Origin of the sequence: Pantoea sp. Tr-811 (genome assembly GCF_011752535.1) — a bacterium.
Classification (GTDB): Bacteria; Pseudomonadota; Gammaproteobacteria; order Pseudomonadales; family Pseudomonadaceae; genus Aquipseudomonas.
Window position 1 is genome coordinate 140,457 of record NZ_VWXJ01000009.1, and the last position, 19,220, is coordinate 159,676.

General features: G+C 64.5%; 17 protein-coding genes. 11 read left to right on the forward strand and 6 right to left on the reverse strand.

What is annotated here, in order from left to right:
• Positions 1-69: 69 nt before the first annotated feature.
• From F3J44_RS15470 to F3J44_RS15485, 4 genes are all read right to left on the reverse strand, one after another.
• The gene (locus tag F3J44_RS15470) at positions 70-357 is read right to left on the reverse strand and encodes a YceK/YidQ family lipoprotein (protein ID WP_167063337.1); all 288 of its coding nucleotides are present in this window, start codon (positions 355-357) and stop codon (positions 70-72) included.
• The gene (ubiX, locus tag F3J44_RS15475; RefSeq protein WP_167063334.1) at positions 354-983 is read right to left on the reverse strand and encodes a flavin prenyltransferase UbiX; all 630 of its coding nucleotides are present in this window, start codon (positions 981-983) and stop codon (positions 354-356) included. The genes F3J44_RS15470 and ubiX overlap by 4 nt, the downstream gene beginning before the upstream one ends.
• On the reverse strand, positions 980-2,329 hold the full coding sequence (mpl, locus tag F3J44_RS15480) for a UDP-N-acetylmuramate:L-alanyl-gamma-D-glutamyl-meso-diaminopimelate ligase (protein WP_167063331.1): 1,350 nt from the start codon (positions 2,327-2,329) through the stop codon (positions 980-982). The genes ubiX and mpl overlap by 4 nt, the downstream gene beginning before the upstream one ends.
• A gap of 66 nt (positions 2,330-2,395) precedes the next feature.
• Positions 2,396-4,348, reverse strand: a complete 1,953-nt coding sequence (locus F3J44_RS15485; protein WP_167273885.1) for a sigma-54-dependent Fis family transcriptional regulator — start codon at positions 4,346-4,348, stop codon at positions 2,396-2,398.
• A 256-nt stretch (positions 4,349-4,604) separates the two neighbouring features.
• Between F3J44_RS15485 and F3J44_RS15490 the strand changes: the two genes are divergently transcribed.
• From F3J44_RS15490 to F3J44_RS30385, 9 genes are all read left to right on the forward strand, one after another.
• Positions 4,605-6,125 (forward strand): aldehyde dehydrogenase family protein, encoded by a 1,521-nt coding sequence (locus F3J44_RS15490; protein ID WP_167273887.1) that lies wholly within the window; start codon positions 4,605-4,607, stop codon positions 6,123-6,125.
• 194 nt (positions 6,126-6,319) lie between these two features.
• Positions 6,320-7,768: an ethanolamine permease gene (gene eat / locus F3J44_RS15495; RefSeq protein WP_167273890.1), complete on the forward strand. Its 1,449-nt coding sequence runs from the start codon at positions 6,320-6,322 to the stop codon at positions 7,766-7,768.
• Positions 7,769-7,814: 46 nt separating this feature from the next.
• Positions 7,815-9,209 (forward strand): ethanolamine ammonia-lyase subunit EutB, encoded by a 1,395-nt coding sequence (locus F3J44_RS15500; protein ID WP_167063319.1) that lies wholly within the window; start codon positions 7,815-7,817, stop codon positions 9,207-9,209.
• A gap of 9 nt (positions 9,210-9,218) precedes the next feature.
• Positions 9,219-10,043 carry an ethanolamine ammonia-lyase subunit EutC gene (gene eutC / locus F3J44_RS15505; protein ID WP_167063316.1) on the forward strand — a complete coding sequence of 275 codons (825 nt, stop codon included), beginning with the start codon at positions 9,219-9,221 and terminating at the stop codon, positions 10,041-10,043.
• A gap of 112 nt (positions 10,044-10,155) precedes the next feature.
• On the forward strand, positions 10,156-10,614 hold the full coding sequence (locus F3J44_RS15510; RefSeq protein ID WP_167063313.1) for a GNAT family N-acetyltransferase: 459 nt from the start codon (positions 10,156-10,158) through the stop codon (positions 10,612-10,614).
• Between the two features lie 221 nt (positions 10,615-10,835).
• Complete coding sequence (locus F3J44_RS15515) at positions 10,836-11,480, forward strand: DedA family protein (protein WP_167063310.1); 645 nt, start codon at positions 10,836-10,838, stop codon at positions 11,478-11,480.
• 6 nt (positions 11,481-11,486) lie between these two features.
• Positions 11,487-12,302, forward strand: a complete 816-nt coding sequence (locus F3J44_RS15520) for a zinc-dependent peptidase (protein ID WP_167273892.1) — start codon at positions 11,487-11,489, stop codon at positions 12,300-12,302.
• Between the two features lie 105 nt (positions 12,303-12,407).
• Positions 12,408-12,935, forward strand: coding sequence for an inorganic diphosphatase (gene ppa / locus F3J44_RS15525; protein ID WP_003255365.1), 528 nt, complete (start codon positions 12,408-12,410; stop codon positions 12,933-12,935).
• Positions 12,936-13,208: 273 nt separating this feature from the next.
• Positions 13,209-13,814: a helix-turn-helix transcriptional regulator gene (locus tag F3J44_RS30385; protein ID WP_205299912.1), complete on the forward strand. Its 606-nt coding sequence runs from the start codon at positions 13,209-13,211 to the stop codon at positions 13,812-13,814.
• A 414-nt stretch (positions 13,815-14,228) separates the two neighbouring features.
• Here F3J44_RS30385 and F3J44_RS15535 read toward each other — a convergent pair whose 3' ends face one another.
• Entirely contained in the window at positions 14,229-14,438 is a 210-nt protein-coding gene (locus tag F3J44_RS15535) for a DUF3077 domain-containing protein (protein WP_240158388.1), read from the reverse strand.
• A gap of 333 nt (positions 14,439-14,771) precedes the next feature.
• Entirely contained in the window at positions 14,772-16,946 is a 2,175-nt protein-coding gene (locus tag F3J44_RS15540) for a TonB-dependent siderophore receptor (protein ID WP_167273897.1), read from the reverse strand.
• A gap of 192 nt (positions 16,947-17,138) precedes the next feature.
• Between F3J44_RS15540 and F3J44_RS15545 the strand changes: the two genes are divergently transcribed.
• Both F3J44_RS15545 and F3J44_RS15550 read left to right on the forward strand, forming a co-directional pair.
• A complete protein-coding gene (locus F3J44_RS15545; protein WP_167273899.1) occupies positions 17,139-17,831 on the forward strand; it encodes a response regulator transcription factor in 693 nt (230 codons plus the stop codon).
• On the forward strand, positions 17,831-19,177 hold the full coding sequence (locus F3J44_RS15550) for a sensor histidine kinase (protein WP_167273902.1): 1,347 nt from the start codon (positions 17,831-17,833) through the stop codon (positions 19,175-19,177). The genes F3J44_RS15545 and F3J44_RS15550 overlap by 1 nt, the downstream gene beginning before the upstream one ends.
• Positions 19,178-19,220 lie beyond the last annotated feature (43 nt).

Consider the following 19,220-nt stretch of genomic DNA (forward strand, 5'->3'; position numbering starts at 1 on the left):
CGAGGCAAGCCCGCTCCTACAGAGGCATGTACCCCACTGTAGGAGCGGGCTTGCCCCGCGAAAGGGCCCTCACAGACCACCCCGAGCGTTGAACCCAACGCCGGCCGCCGTCAGCAAGGACAACGGCAGCAGCAAGGTATCGAGCAGCATGCTCCCAGGCAGATCCAGCCGCGGATACGCCGGCGCCTCAGCCCCGAAGTGATCCTTCGGGCAACACCCGCCATTGATCGCGTACAAGTCCAGCCGCGTTCCGGCATACACCAGCGGCGCCCCTGGCTTGCCGGCATCCAGGGTGCGCACCGTAGCACACCCGCCAAGCACCAGCATGGCCAACGCCCCGGCCAGCAACTGCTTCAATCATCCGCCCCGTAATGATGCTCGCCCCAGCGCGGCAACATGTCCTGCGGAATGTTCAGCAGGTTGAGTACCCGCGCCACCACGAAGTCGACCAGGTCATCGATGGTTTGCGGCTGGTGGTAGAAGCCCGGCGCGGCCGGCAGTATCACCGCCCCCATCTGCGACAGCTTGAGCATGTTCTCCAGGTGAATGGTCGAGAACGGAGCCTCGCGCGGCACCAGGATCAGCTGGCGACGCTCCTTGAGGGTAACGTCGGCCGCACGCTCGATCAGGTTGTTGCAGGCGCCGGTGGCGATGGCCGACAGCGTGCCCGTGGAACACGGCACCACCACCATCGCCGCTGGCGCACCCGACCCCGAAGCCACCGGCGACATCCAGTCTTCCTTGCCGTACACACGGATCTGCCCATCGGCAGCACCGGTGTATTCGGTGAGAAATGCCTGCATCGCCTGGGGCTTGGCCGGCAGCACCACGTCGGTTTCGGTGGACATCACCAACTGCGCGGCCTTGGAGATCAGAAAGTGCACCTCACGGTCCTCGCGCACCAGGCAGTCGAGCAGGCGCAGGCCATACTGTGCGCCAGAGGCGCCCGTCATGGCCAGGGTGATGCGCTCTGGCCCGCTCACTTCAGGGCCTCGGCCAGCTTGCCGTGCAGGCCGCCGAAGCCGCCGTTGCTCATGATCACCACATGGGTGCCTGGGCGCGCCTGGCCTTTCACCCGCTCGATGATGCCTTCGAGGCTGTCGGCCACCACGCTTGGCACCTTGCACAGGGCCGCGGTGGCGGCCAGGTCCCAACCGAGGTTGGCCGGGGCATACCAGATGACCTGGTCGGCATCGTTGACGCTTTCCGGCAAGCCATCACGGTGGGCACCCAGCTTCATGGAGTTGGAGCGTGGCTCGATGATGGCGATGACCGGCGCCTCGCCGACGCGCTTGCGCAGGCCGTCGAGGGTGGTGGCGATGGCAGTCGGGTGGTGAGCGAAGTCGTCATAGATGGTCACGCCCTGCACTTCGGCAACCTTTTCCATGCGCCGCTTGACGCTCTTGAACGCGCTCAGGCCTTCGATGCCCATGGCTGGCACCACGCCCACGTGGCGGGCAGCGGCCAAGGTGGCCAGGGCGTTGGCGACGTTGTGCTGGCCGGTCAGGCCCCAGTCCACCACGCCCTGGGCTTCACCTTCGAACAGCACTTCGAAGCGCGAGCCGTCGTCACTGAGCAGGCGCGCCTGCCACTGGCCACCGGCGCCAGTGGTCTGTACCGGGGTCCAGCAACCCATGCCGATAACCCGCTCCAGGGCGTGCTCGGTGGTGGGGTGAATGACCAGGCCTTCGCTTGGAATGGTGCGCACCAGGTGGTGGAATTGCCGCTCGATCGATGCCAGGTCTGGGAAGATGTCTGCGTGATCGAATTCGAGGTTGTTGAGGATCGCCGTGCGCGGGTGGTAGTGCACGAACTTCGAACGCTTGTCGAAGAAGGCGCTGTCGTATTCGTCGGCCTCGACCACGAAGAACGGCGTGCCGCCCAGGCGCGCCGACACCGAGAAGTTCTGTGGCACACCGCCAATCAAAAAGCCCGGGCTCATGCCAGCGTGCTCCAGCACCCAGGCCAGCATGCTGCTGGTGGTGGTCTTGCCATGGGTGCCGGCCACGGCCAATACCCAACGGCCCTGCAGCACATGGTCGGCCAGCCACTGGGGGCCGGAAACGTAGGGCAGGCCCTTGTTCAGCACATATTCCACCGCTGGGTTGCCCCGCGACATGGCGTTGCCGATCACCACCAGGTCCGGTGCCGGGTCCAGCTGGGCCGGGTCGTAGCCCTGGGTCAGCTCGATGCCCTGGGCCTGGAGCTGAGTGCTCATGGGCGGGTAGACGTTGGCGTCGGAGCCGGTGACACGGTGGCCAAGTTCCTTGGCCAGCACCGCCAGCGAACCCATGAAAGTGCCGCAAATACCGAGAATATGAATGTGCATGGTCGACCTCGCAAAACTTCGAGGCAGGGTAGCCCAGGGCGCAGGAATTCGCACCCGGTGTTTTGCTCAGGCGCCCCTGGCGATGCCGTGTTTGCGCAGTTTTCGATACAAGGTATTGCGGCTGATGCCCAAGTGCTCGGCGACCCGGGTCAGGTGCCAGTGTTTTGCCTCCAGTATTTCCATCAACGCCTGGCGCTCGGCGTCCTGCAGCAGTTCACCACCTGCCTTGTAGGAGCGGGCTTGCCCCGCGAAAGGGGCTGACTCGACAGCTTCATTACCTGATTGGACGCATTCGCGGGGCAAGCCCGCTCCTACAATGGCGGGGAGGTCAGGGAGGCGGATCAGGTTGTCTTCGCACAGGGCCACCAGGGTACGCAACACATTGCGCATCTGCCGCACGTTCCCCGGCCAGGCAAACGCCAGCAGTGCCTGCCGTGCCTCGGGCGCCAGGCGAACCCCCTGCCCATGCGCCTCCTGGTGCAGCAGGAAATCCAGCAACGCCTCCTTGTCAGTGCGCTCACGCACTGCCGGCAGCGCCACCTCCAGCCCATTGAGCCGGTAGTACAGGTCTTCACGGAAACTGCCCTGCTCCACCCGCTCCAGCAAATCCCGGTGGGTGGCACTGACGATACGCACATCCACCGCCTGGGCCTCGCCGCCGATGGGCACCACCTGGCGCTCTTCGAGCACCCGCAACAGGCGGGTCTGCAGGGCCAGGGGCATGTCGCCGATCTCGTCGAGCAACAAGGTGCCACCATCGGCCTGCAGCAACTTGCCGCGCATGCCCTCCTTGCGCGCACCGGTGAAGCTGCCGCCGCGGTAGCCGAACAACTCACTCTCGATCAGGCTTTCGGGTATCGACGCGCAGTTCACCGCCACGAACGGCTTGGCGCTACGCTGGCTGGCCCGGTGCACGGCCTGGGCGAATGCCTCCTTGCCGCAGCCGGTTTCACCGCGCAGCAGCAATGGAACGTCGCGCTCGAACACCTTCACGGCACGGTGAAAGTCCTGCTGCAGCGCCGGGTCCAACAGGCAAATGCCCGGCTGCGCCGGTGCCCGGGCCTCGGCAAGGCTGCCCGGCACTGACCACACCGGCACCCTGGCCTGCCCGCGCAGGCTGGCGAACACCTGGCGGCCATCACGGGTGCGCAGCGGCCAGGCAGTGCTGCCGCCAGGGGTGGCGCGGCTGAACAGTTCGTCATGGCTGCAGGCAAAGAACCTGTCCAACGGTTTGCCCAGCACACCGCCACGAACGGTGCCCAGCAGGTTCAGCGCGCTTTGGTTGGCGGCGCAGATCCGGCCATCGCCATCGAACGCCAGCAAGCCTTCGCTGAACAGGCCCACCGATTCGGCCTGCAAGTGAAAACGCAACAACCAGTGCTGCTCGAAATGGCGCAGGAAGTAACAGCTTTCGATCATCTTCGCCGAAAGGTTGACCAGCGCCATGGTGTGGAATTGGCTCTGGCGCGACACATCCGGCCGCGCCGAGGACACGTCGAGCACGGCCAGCAGCTCACCGTGGGGGTCGAACACCGGGCTGGCCGAGCAGGTCAGCCCGGTGTGGCGGCCACGAAAGTGCTCGTTCTGGTGAATGGTCAGGGCCTGGCGCTCGACCAGGCAGGTGCCGATGCCATTGGTGCCCTCGCGCGCCTCGCTCCAGTCTGCACCCAGCCATAGCCCGGCGTGCTCGAAGTTGCGCCGTTCATTGGGGGCGGTGACACAGTTGAGAATCACCCCACGGGCGTCGGTCAGCAGCACCGCGTGGCCAGCACCGGATAGCTGCTGGTGCAGGCTGTTCATCTCGTGGTCGGCAATTTTCAGCACCTGGCGCAGGCGCTCGCGGCTTTCCAGCAAGCGGCCATGCTCCAGCACCACCGGCGCCTCGCTGACCGAAGGGTCGAGGTGATAGTCGTCCAGGCAACGCAGCCACGAGCGGGCAATCGAGGGGTCACTGTCGGCCTGGCCACGCGCCACGGTGTGCACCTGCTGGGCATGGCGGCTGAAGGGGTTGCTCTGCATGGTGTTGTTGTTCTCCGCAGATAGAGACTTCCCCCAGCATCCTCCACCCGCGCAGCCTTTGCAATGCAGCCACCTGCAACGTGTCGCAAACGGCACAAAGTGTCACCCAGGGCGTGCCAGGGCTGACACACAGGCCCTTCAGCGCGCCCCGCAACGGGGCCTAAGCCATTGATTCCACAGGCGTGCACCACGCTGGCCCAACCTTTGCTCTACGCTTTTCAACTCCTCAACAAACATAACAGCCAGGAGACACACCATGCGTTACGCACATCCCGGTACCGAAGGCGCGAAGGTTTCCTTCAAGAGCCGCTACGGCAACTACATCGGTGGTGAGTTCGTTCCTCCGGTAAAGGGTGAATACTTCACCAATACGTCCCCGGTGAACGGCCAGCCGATCGCCGAATTCCCCCGTTCCACTGCCGAAGACATCGACAAGGCCCTGGATGCCGCCCACGCCGCAGCCGACGCCTGGGGCCGCACCTCGGTCCAGGACCGCTCCAATGTCCTGCTGCGCATCGCCGACCGCATCGAGCAGAACCTCGAAGTGCTGGCCATCACCGAAACCTGGGACAACGGCAAGCCGATCCGCGAAACCCTGAACGCCGACATTCCACTGGCCGTCGACCACTTCCGCTACTTCGCCGGCTGCATCCGCGCCCAGGAAGGCGGCGCGGCCGAAATCAACGAAACCACCGTGGCCTACCACATCCACGAACCGCTGGGCGTGGTAGGGCAGATCATTCCGTGGAACTTCCCGATCCTGATGGCCGCGTGGAAGCTCGCCCCGGCCCTGGCCGCCGGCAACTGCGTGGTGCTCAAGCCCGCCGAGCAAACCCCGCTGGGCATCAGCGTGCTGGTCGAGCTGATTGGCGACCTGCTGCCCAAAGGCGTACTGAACGTGGTGCAGGGCTATGGCCGCGAGGCCGGTGAAGCGCTGGCCACCAGCAAGCGCATCGCCAAGATCGCCTTCACCGGCTCCACCCCGGTGGGCTCGCACATCATGAAGTGCGCCGCCGAGAACATCATTCCTTCCACCGTCGAGCTGGGCGGCAAGTCGCCCAACGTGTACTTCGAAGACATCATGCAGGCCGAGCCGAGCTTCATCGACAAGGCCGCCGAAGGCATGGTGCTGGCGTTCTTCAACCAGGGCGAGGTGTGCACCTGCCCGTCGCGCGCCTTGGTGCAGGAGTCGATCTACCCGCAGTTCATGGAAGTGGTGATGAAGAAGGTGCTGCAGATCAAGCGTGGCGACCCGCTGGACACCGACACCATGGTCGGCGCCCAGGCCTCGCAGCAGCAGTTCGAGAAAATCCTCTCCTACCTCGACATCGCCCAGAAGGAAGGCGCCGAGCTGCTGACCGGCGGCAAGGTGGAAAAACTCGAAGGGGCGCTGGCCACCGGTTACTACATCCAGCCCACCCTGCTCAAGGGCAACAACCGCATGCGCGTGTTCCAGGAGGAAATCTTCGGCCCGGTGGTCAGCGTCACCACCTTCAAGGACGAAGCCGAAGCCCTGGCCATTGCCAACGACACCGAGTTCGGCCTGGGCGCTGGGGTGTGGACCCGCGACATCAACCGCGCCTACCGCATGGGCCGTGGCATCAAGGCCGGCCGGGTGTGGACCAACTGCTACCACCTGTACCCGGCGCATGCCGCGTTCGGCGGGTACAAGAAGTCCGGGGTTGGCCGTGAAACCCACAAGATGATGCTCGACCATTACCAACAGACCAAGAACCTGCTGGTGAGCTACGACATCAACCCGCTGGGCTTCTTCTAAGACCGCGTCGCCTTTTTCGCGGGGCAAGCCCGCTCCTACAAATGATGTTCATCTCCTTGTAGGAGCGGGCTTGCCCCGCGAAGAGGCGCGACCTGCAAAACCAGGGCGCCAACCGCCCTGGCCCGCTTCCTGCACCACCCATCACCATCGGCCCGGAACCCCTCCGGCCACCAAGAAAAAGAACAGGTGAAACTATGCCAAGCGATCATTCCGCCGGCGCGCCGGCAGGGTCTTCCGTCGACTTCGAAAAGGTCGGTTCCGACTATTTCCAGCAACGTGAACTGAAAAAAGGCGCCGCCGGCTGGGTGCTGCTGGTGGGCCTGGGCGTGGCCTACGTGATTTCCGGCGACTACGCCGGCTGGAACTTCGGCCTGGCCCAGGGCGGCTGGGGCGGCATGTTCCTCGCCACCTTGCTGATGGCCACCATGTACCTGTGCATGTGCTTCTCGCTGGCTGAATTGTCGTCGATGATCCCCACCGCCGGCGGTGGCTACGGCTTTGCCCGCAGCGCCTTCGGGCCCTGGGGCGGTTTCCTCACTGGCACGGCGATCCTCATCGAATACGCCATCGCCCCCGCCGCCATCGCCACGTTCATCGGCGCCTACTGCCAGTCGCTGTTCGGCATCGGTGGCTGGATGATCTACCTGGCCTTCTACGTGGTGTTCATCGGCATCCACATTTTTGGCGTCGGCGAGGCGCTGAAGCTGATGTTCATCATCACCGCCATCGCCGCCATCGCCCTGGCCGTGTTCCTGGTGGCCATGGTGCCCCATTTTGATGCAGCCAACCTGTTCGACATCGCCCAGACGAACGCCGCGGGTGCCAGCAGCTTCCTGCCGTTCGGCTATGTCGGGGTGTGGGCGGCGATTCCCTACGCGATCTGGTTCTTCCTGGCGGTCGAAGGCGTGCCACTGGCGGCCGAGGAAACCAAGAACCCCAAGCGCGACCTGCCACGCGGGCTGATCGGCGCGATGCTGGTGCTGCTGGCCTTTGCCCTGCTGATTCTCATTGTCGGCCCCGGCGGCGCTGGTTCCGAAGCGCTCAAAGCCTCGGGCAACCCACTGGTCGAGGCACTGGCCAAGGCCTACGGCGGTTCCACCTGGATGGGCGGCTTCGTCAACCTGGTGGGCCTGGCGGGCCTGATCGCCAGCTTCTTCTCGATCATCTACGCCTATTCGCGGCAAATCTTCGCCCTGTCGCGCGCCGGCTACCTGCCGCGCAAACTCTCGGAAACCAACAAGAGCAAGGCACCGGTCATGGCCTTGGTGATTCCCGGCATCATCGGCTTTGCCCTGTCGCTGACCGGCCAGGGCGACCTGCTGATCCTGGTGGCGGTATTCGGTGCCACACTGTCCTATGTGCTGATGATGGCCGCGCACATCACCCTGCGCATTCGCCGGCCGAAGATGGAACGCCCCTACCGCACTCCGGGCGGCATTTTCACCTCGGGCCTGGCCCTGGTGCTGGCCTGCATTGCCGTGGTCGCGGGCTTTTTGGTCGACCCACGGGTGGTGATTGGCGCAGCGGTGATCTACGCCGTGCTGATCGCCTACTTTGCGTTCTACAGCCGCCACCACCTGGTGGCGGGCACACCGGAAGAGGAATTCGCCGCGATCCAGAAGGCCGAACAAGCCTTGCACTGATTGCCGCCACCTGCCGCGGGCCAGCCCGCGGCCCTGGAGATTCTGTATGACAGCTTTCGTACACACGGTAGGCCAGCTGGTCTACCGCTTCGACAGCCTCAAGGACGTGATGGCCAAGGCCAGCCCGGCCCGTTCCGGCGACTTCCTGGCCGGCGTCGCCGCGGCCAACGACGGCGAGCGGGTGGCCGCGCAGATGGCGCTGGCCGACATCCCCCTGAAGCACTTTCTCAATGAAGCGCTTATCCCCTACGAACAGGACGAGATCACCCGGCTGATCGTCGACACCCACGATGCCCAGGCCTTCGCCCCGGTCAGCCACCTGACCGTTGGCGGCCTGCGTGACTGGCTGCTGGGCGATGAGGCCAATGAGGACAGCCTGCGCGCCCTGGCCCCCGGCCTGACCCCGGAAATGGCCGCCGCGGTGTCGAAGATCATGCGCGTGCAAGACCTGGTGCTGGTGGCGCAGAAGATCCGCGTGGTCACACGCTTTCGCGGCACCATGGGCCTGCGCGGGCGGCTGTCGACCCGGCTGCAGCCCAACCACCCCACCGACGAGCCGGCCGGTATCGCCGCCAGCATCCTCGACGGCCTGCTGTACGGCAACGGCGATGCCATGATCGGCATCAACCCGGCCACCGACAGCATCGCCTCGATCTGTGCCCTGCTGGAAATGCTCGACGCCATCATCCAGCGCTACGACATCCCCACCCAGGCCTGTGTGCTGACCCACGTCACCACCTCGATCGAGGCCATCAACCGCGGCGTGCCGCTGGACCTGGTGTTCCAGTCGATTGCCGGTACCGAGGCAGCCAACGCCGGGTTCGGCATCAACCTCAATGTATTGCAGGAAGGCTACGAAGCCGGCCTGTCGCTCAAGCGCGGCACCCTGGGGCAGAACCTGATGTATTTCGAAACCGGCCAGGGCAGCGCCCTGTCGGCCAATGCCCACCACGGTGTCGACCAGCAAACCTGCGAAACCCGCGCCTACGCCGTGGCCCGCCACTTCAAGCCGTTCCTGGTCAACACCGTGGTCGGTTTCATCGGCCCGGAATACCTGTACAACGGCAAGCAGATCATCCGTGCAGGCCTGGAGGACCATTTCTGCGGCAAGCTGCTCGGCGTGCCGATGGGCTGCGACATCTGCTACACCAACCACGCCGAAGCCGACCAGGACGACATGGACACCCTGCTGACCCTGCTGGGCGTGGCCGGGATCAACTTCATCATGGGCATTCCGGGCTCGGACGACATCATGCTCAACTACCAGACCACCTCGTTCCACGACGCGCTGTATGCGCGCCAGACCCTGGGCCTCAAGCCCGGGCCGGAATTCGAGGCCTGGCTGCAGCGCACCGGCATCTTCACCCAGGCCGATGGCCGCGTGCGCTTTGGCGACAACCTGCCGCCGGCGTTCCGCCAGGCCCTGGCGCAGTTGGCATAGGAGCTGACCATGGCACACCGTACGCCCACCTCGCACCCGCAAAGCCCCTGGCTGGCCCTGCGCGACCTGACCCCGGCGCGCATCGCCCTGGGCCGCTGCGGCACCAGCCTGCCCACTGCCGCACAACTGGATTTCCAGTTCGCCCATGCCCAGGCCCGCGATGCCGTGCACCTGGCCTTCGACCACGCGGCGCTGTGTGAACAGCTCACGGCACGTGGCCGTGACAGCCTGGTGCTGCACAGTGCCGCCAGCGATCGCCACCAATACCTGCAGCGCCCGGACCTGGGCCGGCGCCTGAGCGACGACTCCGCCGCCACGCTGCGCCAGCATGCCCAGGCCAACCCCGGGGGCGTCGACCTGGCCATCGTGGTCGCCGACGGCCTTTCGGCCCTGGCCGTGCACCGTCATACCCTGCCGTTCCTGGCGCGCTTCGAGGAACAGGCCAGCGCCGATGGCTGGCGCAGCGCACCGGTGGTGCTGGTGGAGCAAGGCCGGGTGGCGGTGGCCGATGAAGTGGGTGAACTGCTGGGGGCACGCATGACCGTGATACTGATCGGTGAGCGCCCAGGCCTCAGTTCACCCGACAGCCTGGGGCTTTACTTCACCTATGCGCCGAAAGTTGGCCTGACCGACGCCTACCGCAACTGCATTTCCAATATTCGCCTGGAGGGCCTGAGTTACGGCATGGCCGCCCACCGCCTGCTATACCTGATGCGCGAAGCCTGCCGCCGGCAGCTGTCGGGCGTGAACCTGAAGGATGAAGCCGAAGTCCATAGTATCGCCAGCGAGCAACCGGCAGGTGCCCGCGGCAATTTCCTGCTTGGCGAAGGGTAAACAAGCTGTCACGCAAGGCGGATTGCGCAGAAGGCCAGCATTGGGGCAGGATTCCCCCCTGTAGAACCGCTGGCAATCCGCTGTTTCCCCAAATGGACTCTGAGGGCCGCACATGCGCATTATCAAGGCAACCCTGGAACACCTCGACCTGCTCACCCCGCTGTTCGTCCGCTATCGCGAGTTCTATGGTGAGCTTCCCTACCCAGACAGCTCCCGCGCCTTCCTGGAAAAGCGCCTCAAGCGTGGCGAATCGGTGATCTACCTGGCCATCGCCCTGGACGATGAGCGCAAGTTGCTTGGCTTTTGCCAGCTGTACCCGAGTTTTTCCTCGCTTTCGCTCAAACGGGTATGGATTCTCAACGACATCTTCGTCGCCGAGGACTCGCGGCGCATGCTGGTGGCCGACCACTTGATGCGTGAAGCCAAGAAGATGGCCCGGGAAACCCAGGCCGTGCGCATGCGGGTATCGACCACCGCCAACAACGAGGTGGCGCGCAAGACCTACGAGTCGATCGGCTTCCGCAAGGACACCGAGTTCGAAAACTACGTATTGCCGATCAGCCACGAGTGACCTGCACCGGCCTCTTCGCGGGCAAGCCCGCGAAGAGGCCGGTGCAGGCTCATGCGGTAACCCCCCGCTACAAACTCACCGGGCAGGTTTTCCACTTCGCCGTATAATGCCCCTCTGTCGCGTGTGAATTTTTACCCCCACGCCAGGAAATGATGCCAACACCCAGGGCATAGCCCGTCATCGCGTGCCCGTATCGGCGGGTCAGAACACAGGTGCTGTACATGGAATTCAACCCGCTGGACTTAATCCTGCATCTCGATACCTACCTCGATCTGCTGGTCACCAACTACGGCCCCTGGATCTACGCCATCCTCTTCGCCGTGATCTTCTGCGAAACCGGCCTGGTGGTGATGCCGTTCCTGCCGGGCGACTCGCTGCTGTTCATTGCCGGCGCCGTGGCCGCCGGTGGCGGCATGGACCCTGTCCTGCTGGCGGGCCTGCTGATGGCAGCGGCCATCCTGGGCGACAGCACCAACTACATCATTGGCCGCACCACGGGGGAAAAACTGTTCAGCAACCCCAATTCGAAGATCTTCCGCCGCGATTACCTGCAGCGCACCCACGAGTTCTATGACCGCCATGGCGGCAAGACCGTGACCATGGCGCGCTTCCTGCCGATCCTGCGTACCTTCGCACCGTTCGTCGCCGGCATCGCCCACATGCATTACCCACGTTTCCTGACCTTCAGCGTGGCAGGTTCCCTGCTGTGGGTCGGCGGCCTGGTGACCCTGGGCTACTTCTTCGGCAACGTGCCGTTCATCAAGCAGCACCTGTCGCTGATGGTGGTGGGCATCATCGTGCTGTCGCTGGTACCGATGATCCTCGGCCTGCTGCGCGGGCGTTTCAGCCGCACGGCAGCCCACTGACCGGGCATGTGGTCGTTCAGCGCCTGGCGGCGCAAGCGTACCCTGGCGCGCTACCCGGTGGCGCCGCAGCAATGGCAGGCCATCCGCGAGCGCCTGCCCATGCTCGATGGCATCAGCCCCGCCGAAGACCAGTGGCTGCGTGAGGCCTGCATCCTGTTTCTGCTCGACAAGCACCTGACCACCCTGCCCGGGGTGGAACTGGACGACCAGCAGCGGCTGTTCCTCGCCGCCCAAGCCCAGCTGCCGCTGCTGCACCTGGGCGAGCTGAACTGGTACCAGGGTTTCCACGAGATCATCCTCTACCCCGACGACTTCAAGAGCCCGCAGCGCCACCGCGACGCCAGCGGCGTGGAGCATGTGTGGGACGCCGAGCACAGTGGCGAGGCCTGGCAACAAGGCCCGGTGATCCTGGCCTGGGCCGGGGTACTGGCCAGCGGCGGGTGGGAAGCCTACAACCTGGTGATTCACGAACTGGCGCACAAGCTGGACATGCTCAACGGCGACGCCAACGGCCTGCCGCCGTTGCACCCAGGCATGCGTGTGGAAGACTGGGCGGCGGCCATGCAACAGGCCTTCGATGACCTCAACCGCCAGCTCGACGCCGACCCCGACGCGCAAACCGCCATCGACCCGTACGCCGCGGAAAACCCGGCGGAGTTCTTCGCCGTCACCAGCGAGTACTTTTTCAGCGCCCCCGACCTGCTGCACCAGGCGTATCCACAGGTGTACCAGCAGCTGTCGCTGTTCTACCGGCAAGACCCGCTGGCGCGCCTTGAGCAGTTGCAGGCCGAGCACCCGGAGTACCGCGAAAGCCACGCCTGATGCGCCCGCCACTCACGCCGCAGATCAGGCCAGGCGTGGCATGGCCTGGCGGAATGTGCCTATAATCGCCGCCACTTTTTTGATCAAACACGGGGGCACTGCCCAATGAGCTACAGCAAGATTCCGGCGGGCAAAGACCTGCCGAACGACATCTACGTCGCCATCGAGATCCCGGCCAACCACGCGCCGATCAAATACGAAATCGACAAAGACAGCGACACCCTGTTCGTCGACCGTTTCATGGCCACCCCGATGTTCTACCCGGCCAACTACGGCTTCATCCCGAACACCCTGGCCGACGACGGTGATCCGCTCGACGTGCTGGTCGTCACCCCGTACCCAGTTGCCCCTGGCTCGGTGATCCGCGCTCGCCCGGTTGGCGTGCTGAACATGACCGACGACGGCGGCGGCGACGCCAAGGTCATCGCCGTTCCTCACGACAAGCTGAGCCAGCTGTATGTCGACGTGAAGGAATACACCGACCTGCCAGCCCTGCTGATCCAGCAGATCGAGCACTTCTTCGCCAACTACAAGGATCTGGAGAAGGGCAAGTGGGTCAAGATCGAAGGCTGGGAAGGCGCTGACGCCGCCCGCGCTGCGATCACCAAATCGGTTGCTGCCTACAAAGGCTGATACCGTTTTGCAGGAAAACCCCGCTACGGCGGGGTTTTTTATGGGCGTTTTGCAGGTAAAAGGTAAAAATTCCTACGGCGTCCTACACCAGCCTCCTACATCTTGGGCGTTTTCCTACAGCCTGCGTCAACATTGGGTTGATACCCCTGCTGGCACCGCGCCGCTACACTCGCCGCCATGAACACATCCGGTGATCGCCTCAAGGCCCTGCTCCAAGAATGTGGCCTATCCCCTTCCGATTTCGCCGCCCAGCGCCGCGTCACGTCGCAGCACGTGAACAACTGGTTCAAGCGCGGCATTCCCCTGGCCCGCATCGATGAGCTGGCCGACCTGTTCAGTGTGCACCGGCGCTGGCTGCGCACCGGCGAAGGCCCCAAGCACCCCAACCCGCTGCTGCGCATGAGCCCGTCGCGCCCGGCCCGGGAGGTGGCGCCAACCACCCTGACCACCCCTGGGGCGCCGTTGTTGCAGGTGCCCTACCATGTGGTGCACGAAGGCGAGTTGGTGGGGGTCGACGGCTATCACATGGTGCTACCGGCCGAAGCGCTGCAGGTATTGGGCGTGCCGGAAGACAGCGCCATCTGCGTGGCCATGCCGGCAGCCAACATGGCCCCGTGGATTCCTCGCGATGCGATTCTGGCAGTGGACCTGAGCCAGACCGAGGTGGTCGACGGCGAAACCTACGCCCTGCGCCACAATGGCAAGCTGCGGGTGCACAGCTTGAGCATCGGGCATAACCGCCTGCTGTGCCTGCACAGCCACAACCAGGGCAACTACATGGTGGAGCGCTACACCCCCACGCAATGCCTGGTGCAGGGCCTGGAAGTGCTGGGTTGGGTATTCCACTGGTCGCATTTCCGCCAGCGCCGCCCGGGGTGACACAACGTGTGCCAATTTTTGCTGGGCATCCTGGCCCAGCCCTTGTATGCTACGCGGCACATTCAGCCCCGGCCGGTGCAAACCGCGTTCCAGAGGGCTCGGCGACGTTCCACACGACCGTCAGCCATCTCTTTCAGGCCCTTGATGGCCACACAGTTAAGGCGGTTGCGGCTTACCATAAATTAGTCGGAACCGTCCCCGAGAAGCCGGCCACAAGCCGGCTTTTTAATGCCTGTCAGATAGAGCCCCGCTTGCGCGGCGCATCGCGAGCTTTGCTCGCTCCTACCGATGTGCAGAAACCGTAGGAGCGAGCGCAGCTCGCGATGCGCCGCGCGGGCGGCGCTCGATGTCATAGGCGCTGCACATCTGCCGACGAACACCTGGCCGCCGTTATGCGCTACCAGGCCTGACCGATCACTGCCTCATCCCCAATTCGGCATCATCCATCCGCGCCTTGGCCATCGCGCTCAGATAGTGCGAGGCCCAAATCATCATCGGTTTCTCGTCCATCAGGCCGAGGATGGTCAGCTCCCGTACATAGCCCATCAATTCCGAAGCCTGTTCGCGGGCATCCTGGCAGGGGATACCCGGTTCGATGCGGAATAATGGGTGGGTCTGGGACAATCTTTGACATAGTGGCGTTCTCATATGGGTTACATAGAGCCGCCACTCATGACTTGCAGTGTGATGGGTGGCGGCCACGTACGGGTCTGCAAGACCGGGAGAACGAAAACCGGCAGGTTCGAAAACCTCCCGTACGCAGCCACCATAGAGCGAGTTCAATGGCGTACCACTGAACGTCGGTGATCAACATCGGTTCTCAGCGGGCTTGCAGGACCGGTCGCTGTTTTGGCAACGACCGGGCCACCTATGCCGCCAAGAACACCACCGCAATGGCCCAAGGGCGCTAGGAAGCTAATTCAGAAGTGGACTACAAACAACGGGAATTTTCTGAACTTAGAAGTCATACCGCGCCCCGACCATCATGCTGCGCGATGGCCCATAGAAGTTGAACGTGGAGGTCGACCCCACCCGCGACAGGTAATCCCGGTCGAACAGGTTATTGACGTTGAAGGTCGCGGTCAGCTTCGAGGTCACCGGGTACGACAACATCGCATCCACGGTCGCATACCCCGGCGCATCGATGCGCACCCCACCGTTCTCAGCGTAGAAGTTGCTCATCGCCGACACCCCACCGCCAATGGCCAAACCGGTCAGCGGCCCCTGGCTGATGGTGTACTTGCTCCACAGCGATGCCTGGTTGCGCGGCATGATGAAGAACGTCGTCTCCGCATCGCCCTTGACCGTCTCGGTTTCCATCCAGGTGTAACCGGCCAGCAGCTCCCAGTTCGGCGTCAACTTGCCGCTCACTTCCACCTCGGCGCCTTTGACCCGGGTCTTGCCGGAGGCCACCGAGAAACCGGTATCGACACCGTCAGCATCGTATTCGGTGCTGGCGCGGTTCTTGTCGGTCAGGCGGAACACCGAGAAGCGCGTGTTCAGGTCGCCACCGAAGTAGCTGCTCTTGAGGCCGAACTCATATTGCTCGCCCTGGCGCGGCTTGAGCACCCGGCCATTGCCGTCGGTATCCGACTGCGGCTTGAACACCTGCGAGTAGCTGGCGTACAGCGCATGGTTGTCGGTCAGGTCGTACACCACACCGCCATAGGGGGTGAAGCGGCCATTCACACGCTTGCTGTCGTCGACCGTCGAGCCGCTGCTCAGCGTCGTGGTGTAGAAATCGCCGCTGTACCAGCTGAAACGGCCACCGGCGATCAGCGCCAGGCGCTCGACCGGGCGGAAGGTGACCTTGGAGTACAGGCCGTACTCTTCCTCTTGCATGCCGGTTTCGGTGCTGTAGTTCGGCGATGGCTTGTTGAAGCGCGTCGGCGAATAGGTGTTGACGTTGATGCTACCCAGGTTGGTGGTGCCGTTCAGGTATTCGGTGTCGTAGTTCTTGTAGTCGGTACCCACCACGAACTCGCTGACCTGGCCGAAGGTTTCGAACGGCTGGCTGTAGCTGGCGTCGAGCGAGTAGGTGTCCTGGGTGAAGTCGCGGGCGCTGGCACGCTCGGAGTTGGCCCCGGTGGTGGCGTTGGTCGCGGTGAAGGCATACAGGTAGTTGGTGTCGCGGTGCGAACCACGGGCAGCGACCCGGCCGTAGCCGCCGTTGTCGAAGCGATGGGTCAGCTCGGCGACCAGGTCGGTGGTCTTGCCATCGAAGTAGTTCCAGTCGGCACCGAGGAAGCGCGAGTGGCTGAAATCGGGCACCTCGCCGGACAACGTGGCCGGGTAGCCGTTGTGCGGGGTGATGTTCTTCACCTCGTGGATCAGGCCGAACGACAGGGTGGTGTCTGCGTCCAGGTCGATGTCCAGCGCGCCATAGTAGCTGTTGCTGGTGTTGGCGTTGTAGTCGACCTCGCCATTGGTGTCGTCACGCGAGGCAATGAAGCGCCCACGCACGCGGCCGGCCTCATCCAGCGGCCCGCTCAGGTCGATTTCCTCGTGGTTGGTGTCCCAGGTGCCATAGCTGCCCTCGATGTGGCCCTGGAATTCGGCGGTGGGGCGCTTGCGCACCATGTTGACCACGCCACCCAGCTCGCTGGTGCTGCTGAACAGCCCCGCCGGGCCGCGCATGATTTCGACCCGGTCGAAGGCTGCCAGTGACGGCACGGTGCCGAAGATGCTGGCCATCGGTGCCGGCAGGCCGTCGATGTTGAACTCGCTGTACTCGTAGCCACGGGCGTAGATCGACGAACGGCCACTGTCGTTGGTCAGGGTACGCAGGCCGGCGGTGTACTTGGCCAGGTCGTCCAGGTGCACGAACTGGCGGTCCTTGACGTAGTCCTGGGTGTAGACGGTGATCGACTGGGGGATGTCCTTGAGCGCAGCCGGCGTCTTGGTGCCCACGGTGGCAGCGTCGACGCTGTAGCCGCCGGTGGCTTCGGAGGGCAGCATGTCGTACAGGCGGTTGCCCTCGATGGTCAGTGCCGGCAGGTCCAGCGAGCCGTCGGCCGCAGCCTGGGTCGCGACCGTTTCAGCCAGTGCCGACACTGAAAACGGCGCCAGCAAGCCCAGCACCAGCCATCCACGAACCCGCCCCGGGTTCCCCATACCTTTGCAACCACTCATGACACGCCCCTAGCCCAAATGATATTGAATCGCAAACGAAACACGTTGCTTTTTGCGAACGATACCGGAGCAAAACCAGGGGTGCAGCAGGATTAACCTTCTTAACACATGCCGTGGGCACGGGACGATTGCCCTCGCCTGCCCACAATGGGATGATCGCCAACTGATATGAATTCTCATTCAAGACGCCCGATGCCCACCTCTCTCCTGCTCGTCGAAGATGACCCCCGCCTGCGCCAAGACCTGCAGCGCCACTTTCTGAACCGCGGTTTCCAGGTGCATGACTGCGCCACCGGCACCCAGGCCCTGGGCGCGGTGCGCCAGAGCCACTTCGACCTGGTGCTGCTGGACATCATGCTGCCGGGCATCGACGGCCTCAGCCTGCTCGACGAGCTGCGCCGCCAGCAGGCCGTGCCGGTGATGCTGATGTCGGCACTGGGCGCCGAGCAGGACCGCATCAGCGGCTTTACCCGTGGCGCCGACGACTACCTGCCCAAGCCCTTCAGCCTGGCCGAGCTGGATGCCCGGGTGGACGCCCTGCTGCGCCGCGTGGCCTTCGGGCGCAACACCCCTGCGCAGGCCGAAACCGGCCAGCTGGTGTTCGACCAGGACCTGCAGGACGTGCTGCACCAGGGCAAGGCCGCAGGCCTTACGGCCTCGGAATTTCGCTTGCTGGCCACCTTGAGCGCCCACCCCGGTGAAGCCCTGAGCAAGCCGTTCCTCTACCAGACCGTGTTGCACCGGGCCTACACCCGCCTGGACCGCGGCCTTGACGTGCACGTGTGCAACCTGCGCCGCAAGCTGGCCGACATCGCCGCCCAGCATGTGCAGATCCAGGCCGTGCGCGGCCAGGGCTACCTGCTGGTCAACACGGAACAAGCCTGATGCGCCGCCACCCCCTGCTGTGGAAACTCGCCGCCCTGCAAGTCAGCTTCTGCCTGCTGCTGACCTGGCTGATCTGGACCTGGGGCCTGTCGGTGGAACGCAGCACCTACTTCCTGTCCCAGGCCGACCAGGACTACCTGGCGCGCTACGCCCAGCAGGCCGAAGACGCCTGGCAAGCGGGTGGCGCCAACGGCGCCGAGGCCTTTCGCCGGCAGCTGGAAAAGGCCGAGGACACCTGGGTGGTGTTGCTCGGCCCGCACCTGCAAAGCCTCGGCACCACGCCGCTGGACGCCGAGGAGGCCAGCCACCTGACCTTCATGCGCAAGCTCGACTGGCCGATGAGCCGGCGCCTGCAGGACGAGCTGCCCTACGTCAGCATCGAGTTCCCGCAACACCCCGAGGCCGGCCGCCTGGTGCTGCAATTGCCCGAGCGCCTGCTGCCCACCGGCCTTACGCCCTGGACCCACGTCATCACCCACGGTGTGGCCCCCACGCTGCTGGCGCTGCTGCTGGGCCTGGCCTTGTACCGTCACCTGGTGGTGCCTCTGAACCGCCTGCGCGACCGCGCCGACGCCCTGCGCGCCGACGACCTGGAAAGCCCGGGCCTGCCCCTGCAAGAGCGCCGCGACGAATTGGGTGAGCTGGCCCAGGCCTTCGAACACATGGCCGGGCGCCTGCGCCAGAGCCTGGAACAGCAGCGCCTGCTGCTGCGCACCTTGTCCCACGAGTTGCGCACGCCCCTGGCGCGGCTGCGCATCGCCCATGACAGCGACCTGCCGCCAGCGCAACTGCGCGAGCGCCTGGAACGTGAGGTGAACGACATGCAGAAGCTGCTCGAAGACACCCTGGACCTGGCCTGGATGGACACCGAGCAGCCGCAACTGGCCACCGAGCCGGTGCTGATGGTGTCGGTGTGGGAGGCCCTGTGCCAGGACATCTGCTTCGAAAGCGGCTGGGCCCCTGCCCGCCTGCCCTGCTCGCTGGGCACCGACTGCCAGGTGCAAGTGCACCTCGACAGCCTGGCCCAGGCGCTGGAAAACCTGATGCGCAATGCCATCCGCCACTCACCCGCAGGCGGGCGGGTCAGCCTCGATGGTTGGCGTGAAGCAGGCTACTGGCACCTGCGCGTCAGCGACCAAGGCCCCGGCGTACCGCACGCGGACCTTGAGCGCATCTTCAAGCCCTACCAGCGCCTTGAAAACAGTGGTGCAGGCTTTGGCCTGGGGCTGGCCATCGCCCGCCGCGCCATCGAACTGCAGGGCGGCAAGCTCTGGGCCAGCAACGCGCACCCCGGGCTGTGCCTGCATGTACTGCTGCCCGCGAGCGAAGAGTGTTTAGAAAGTTAAGGCGCTTTACGCTCAATCGGTACTGATTATCATCGGGCCCTTC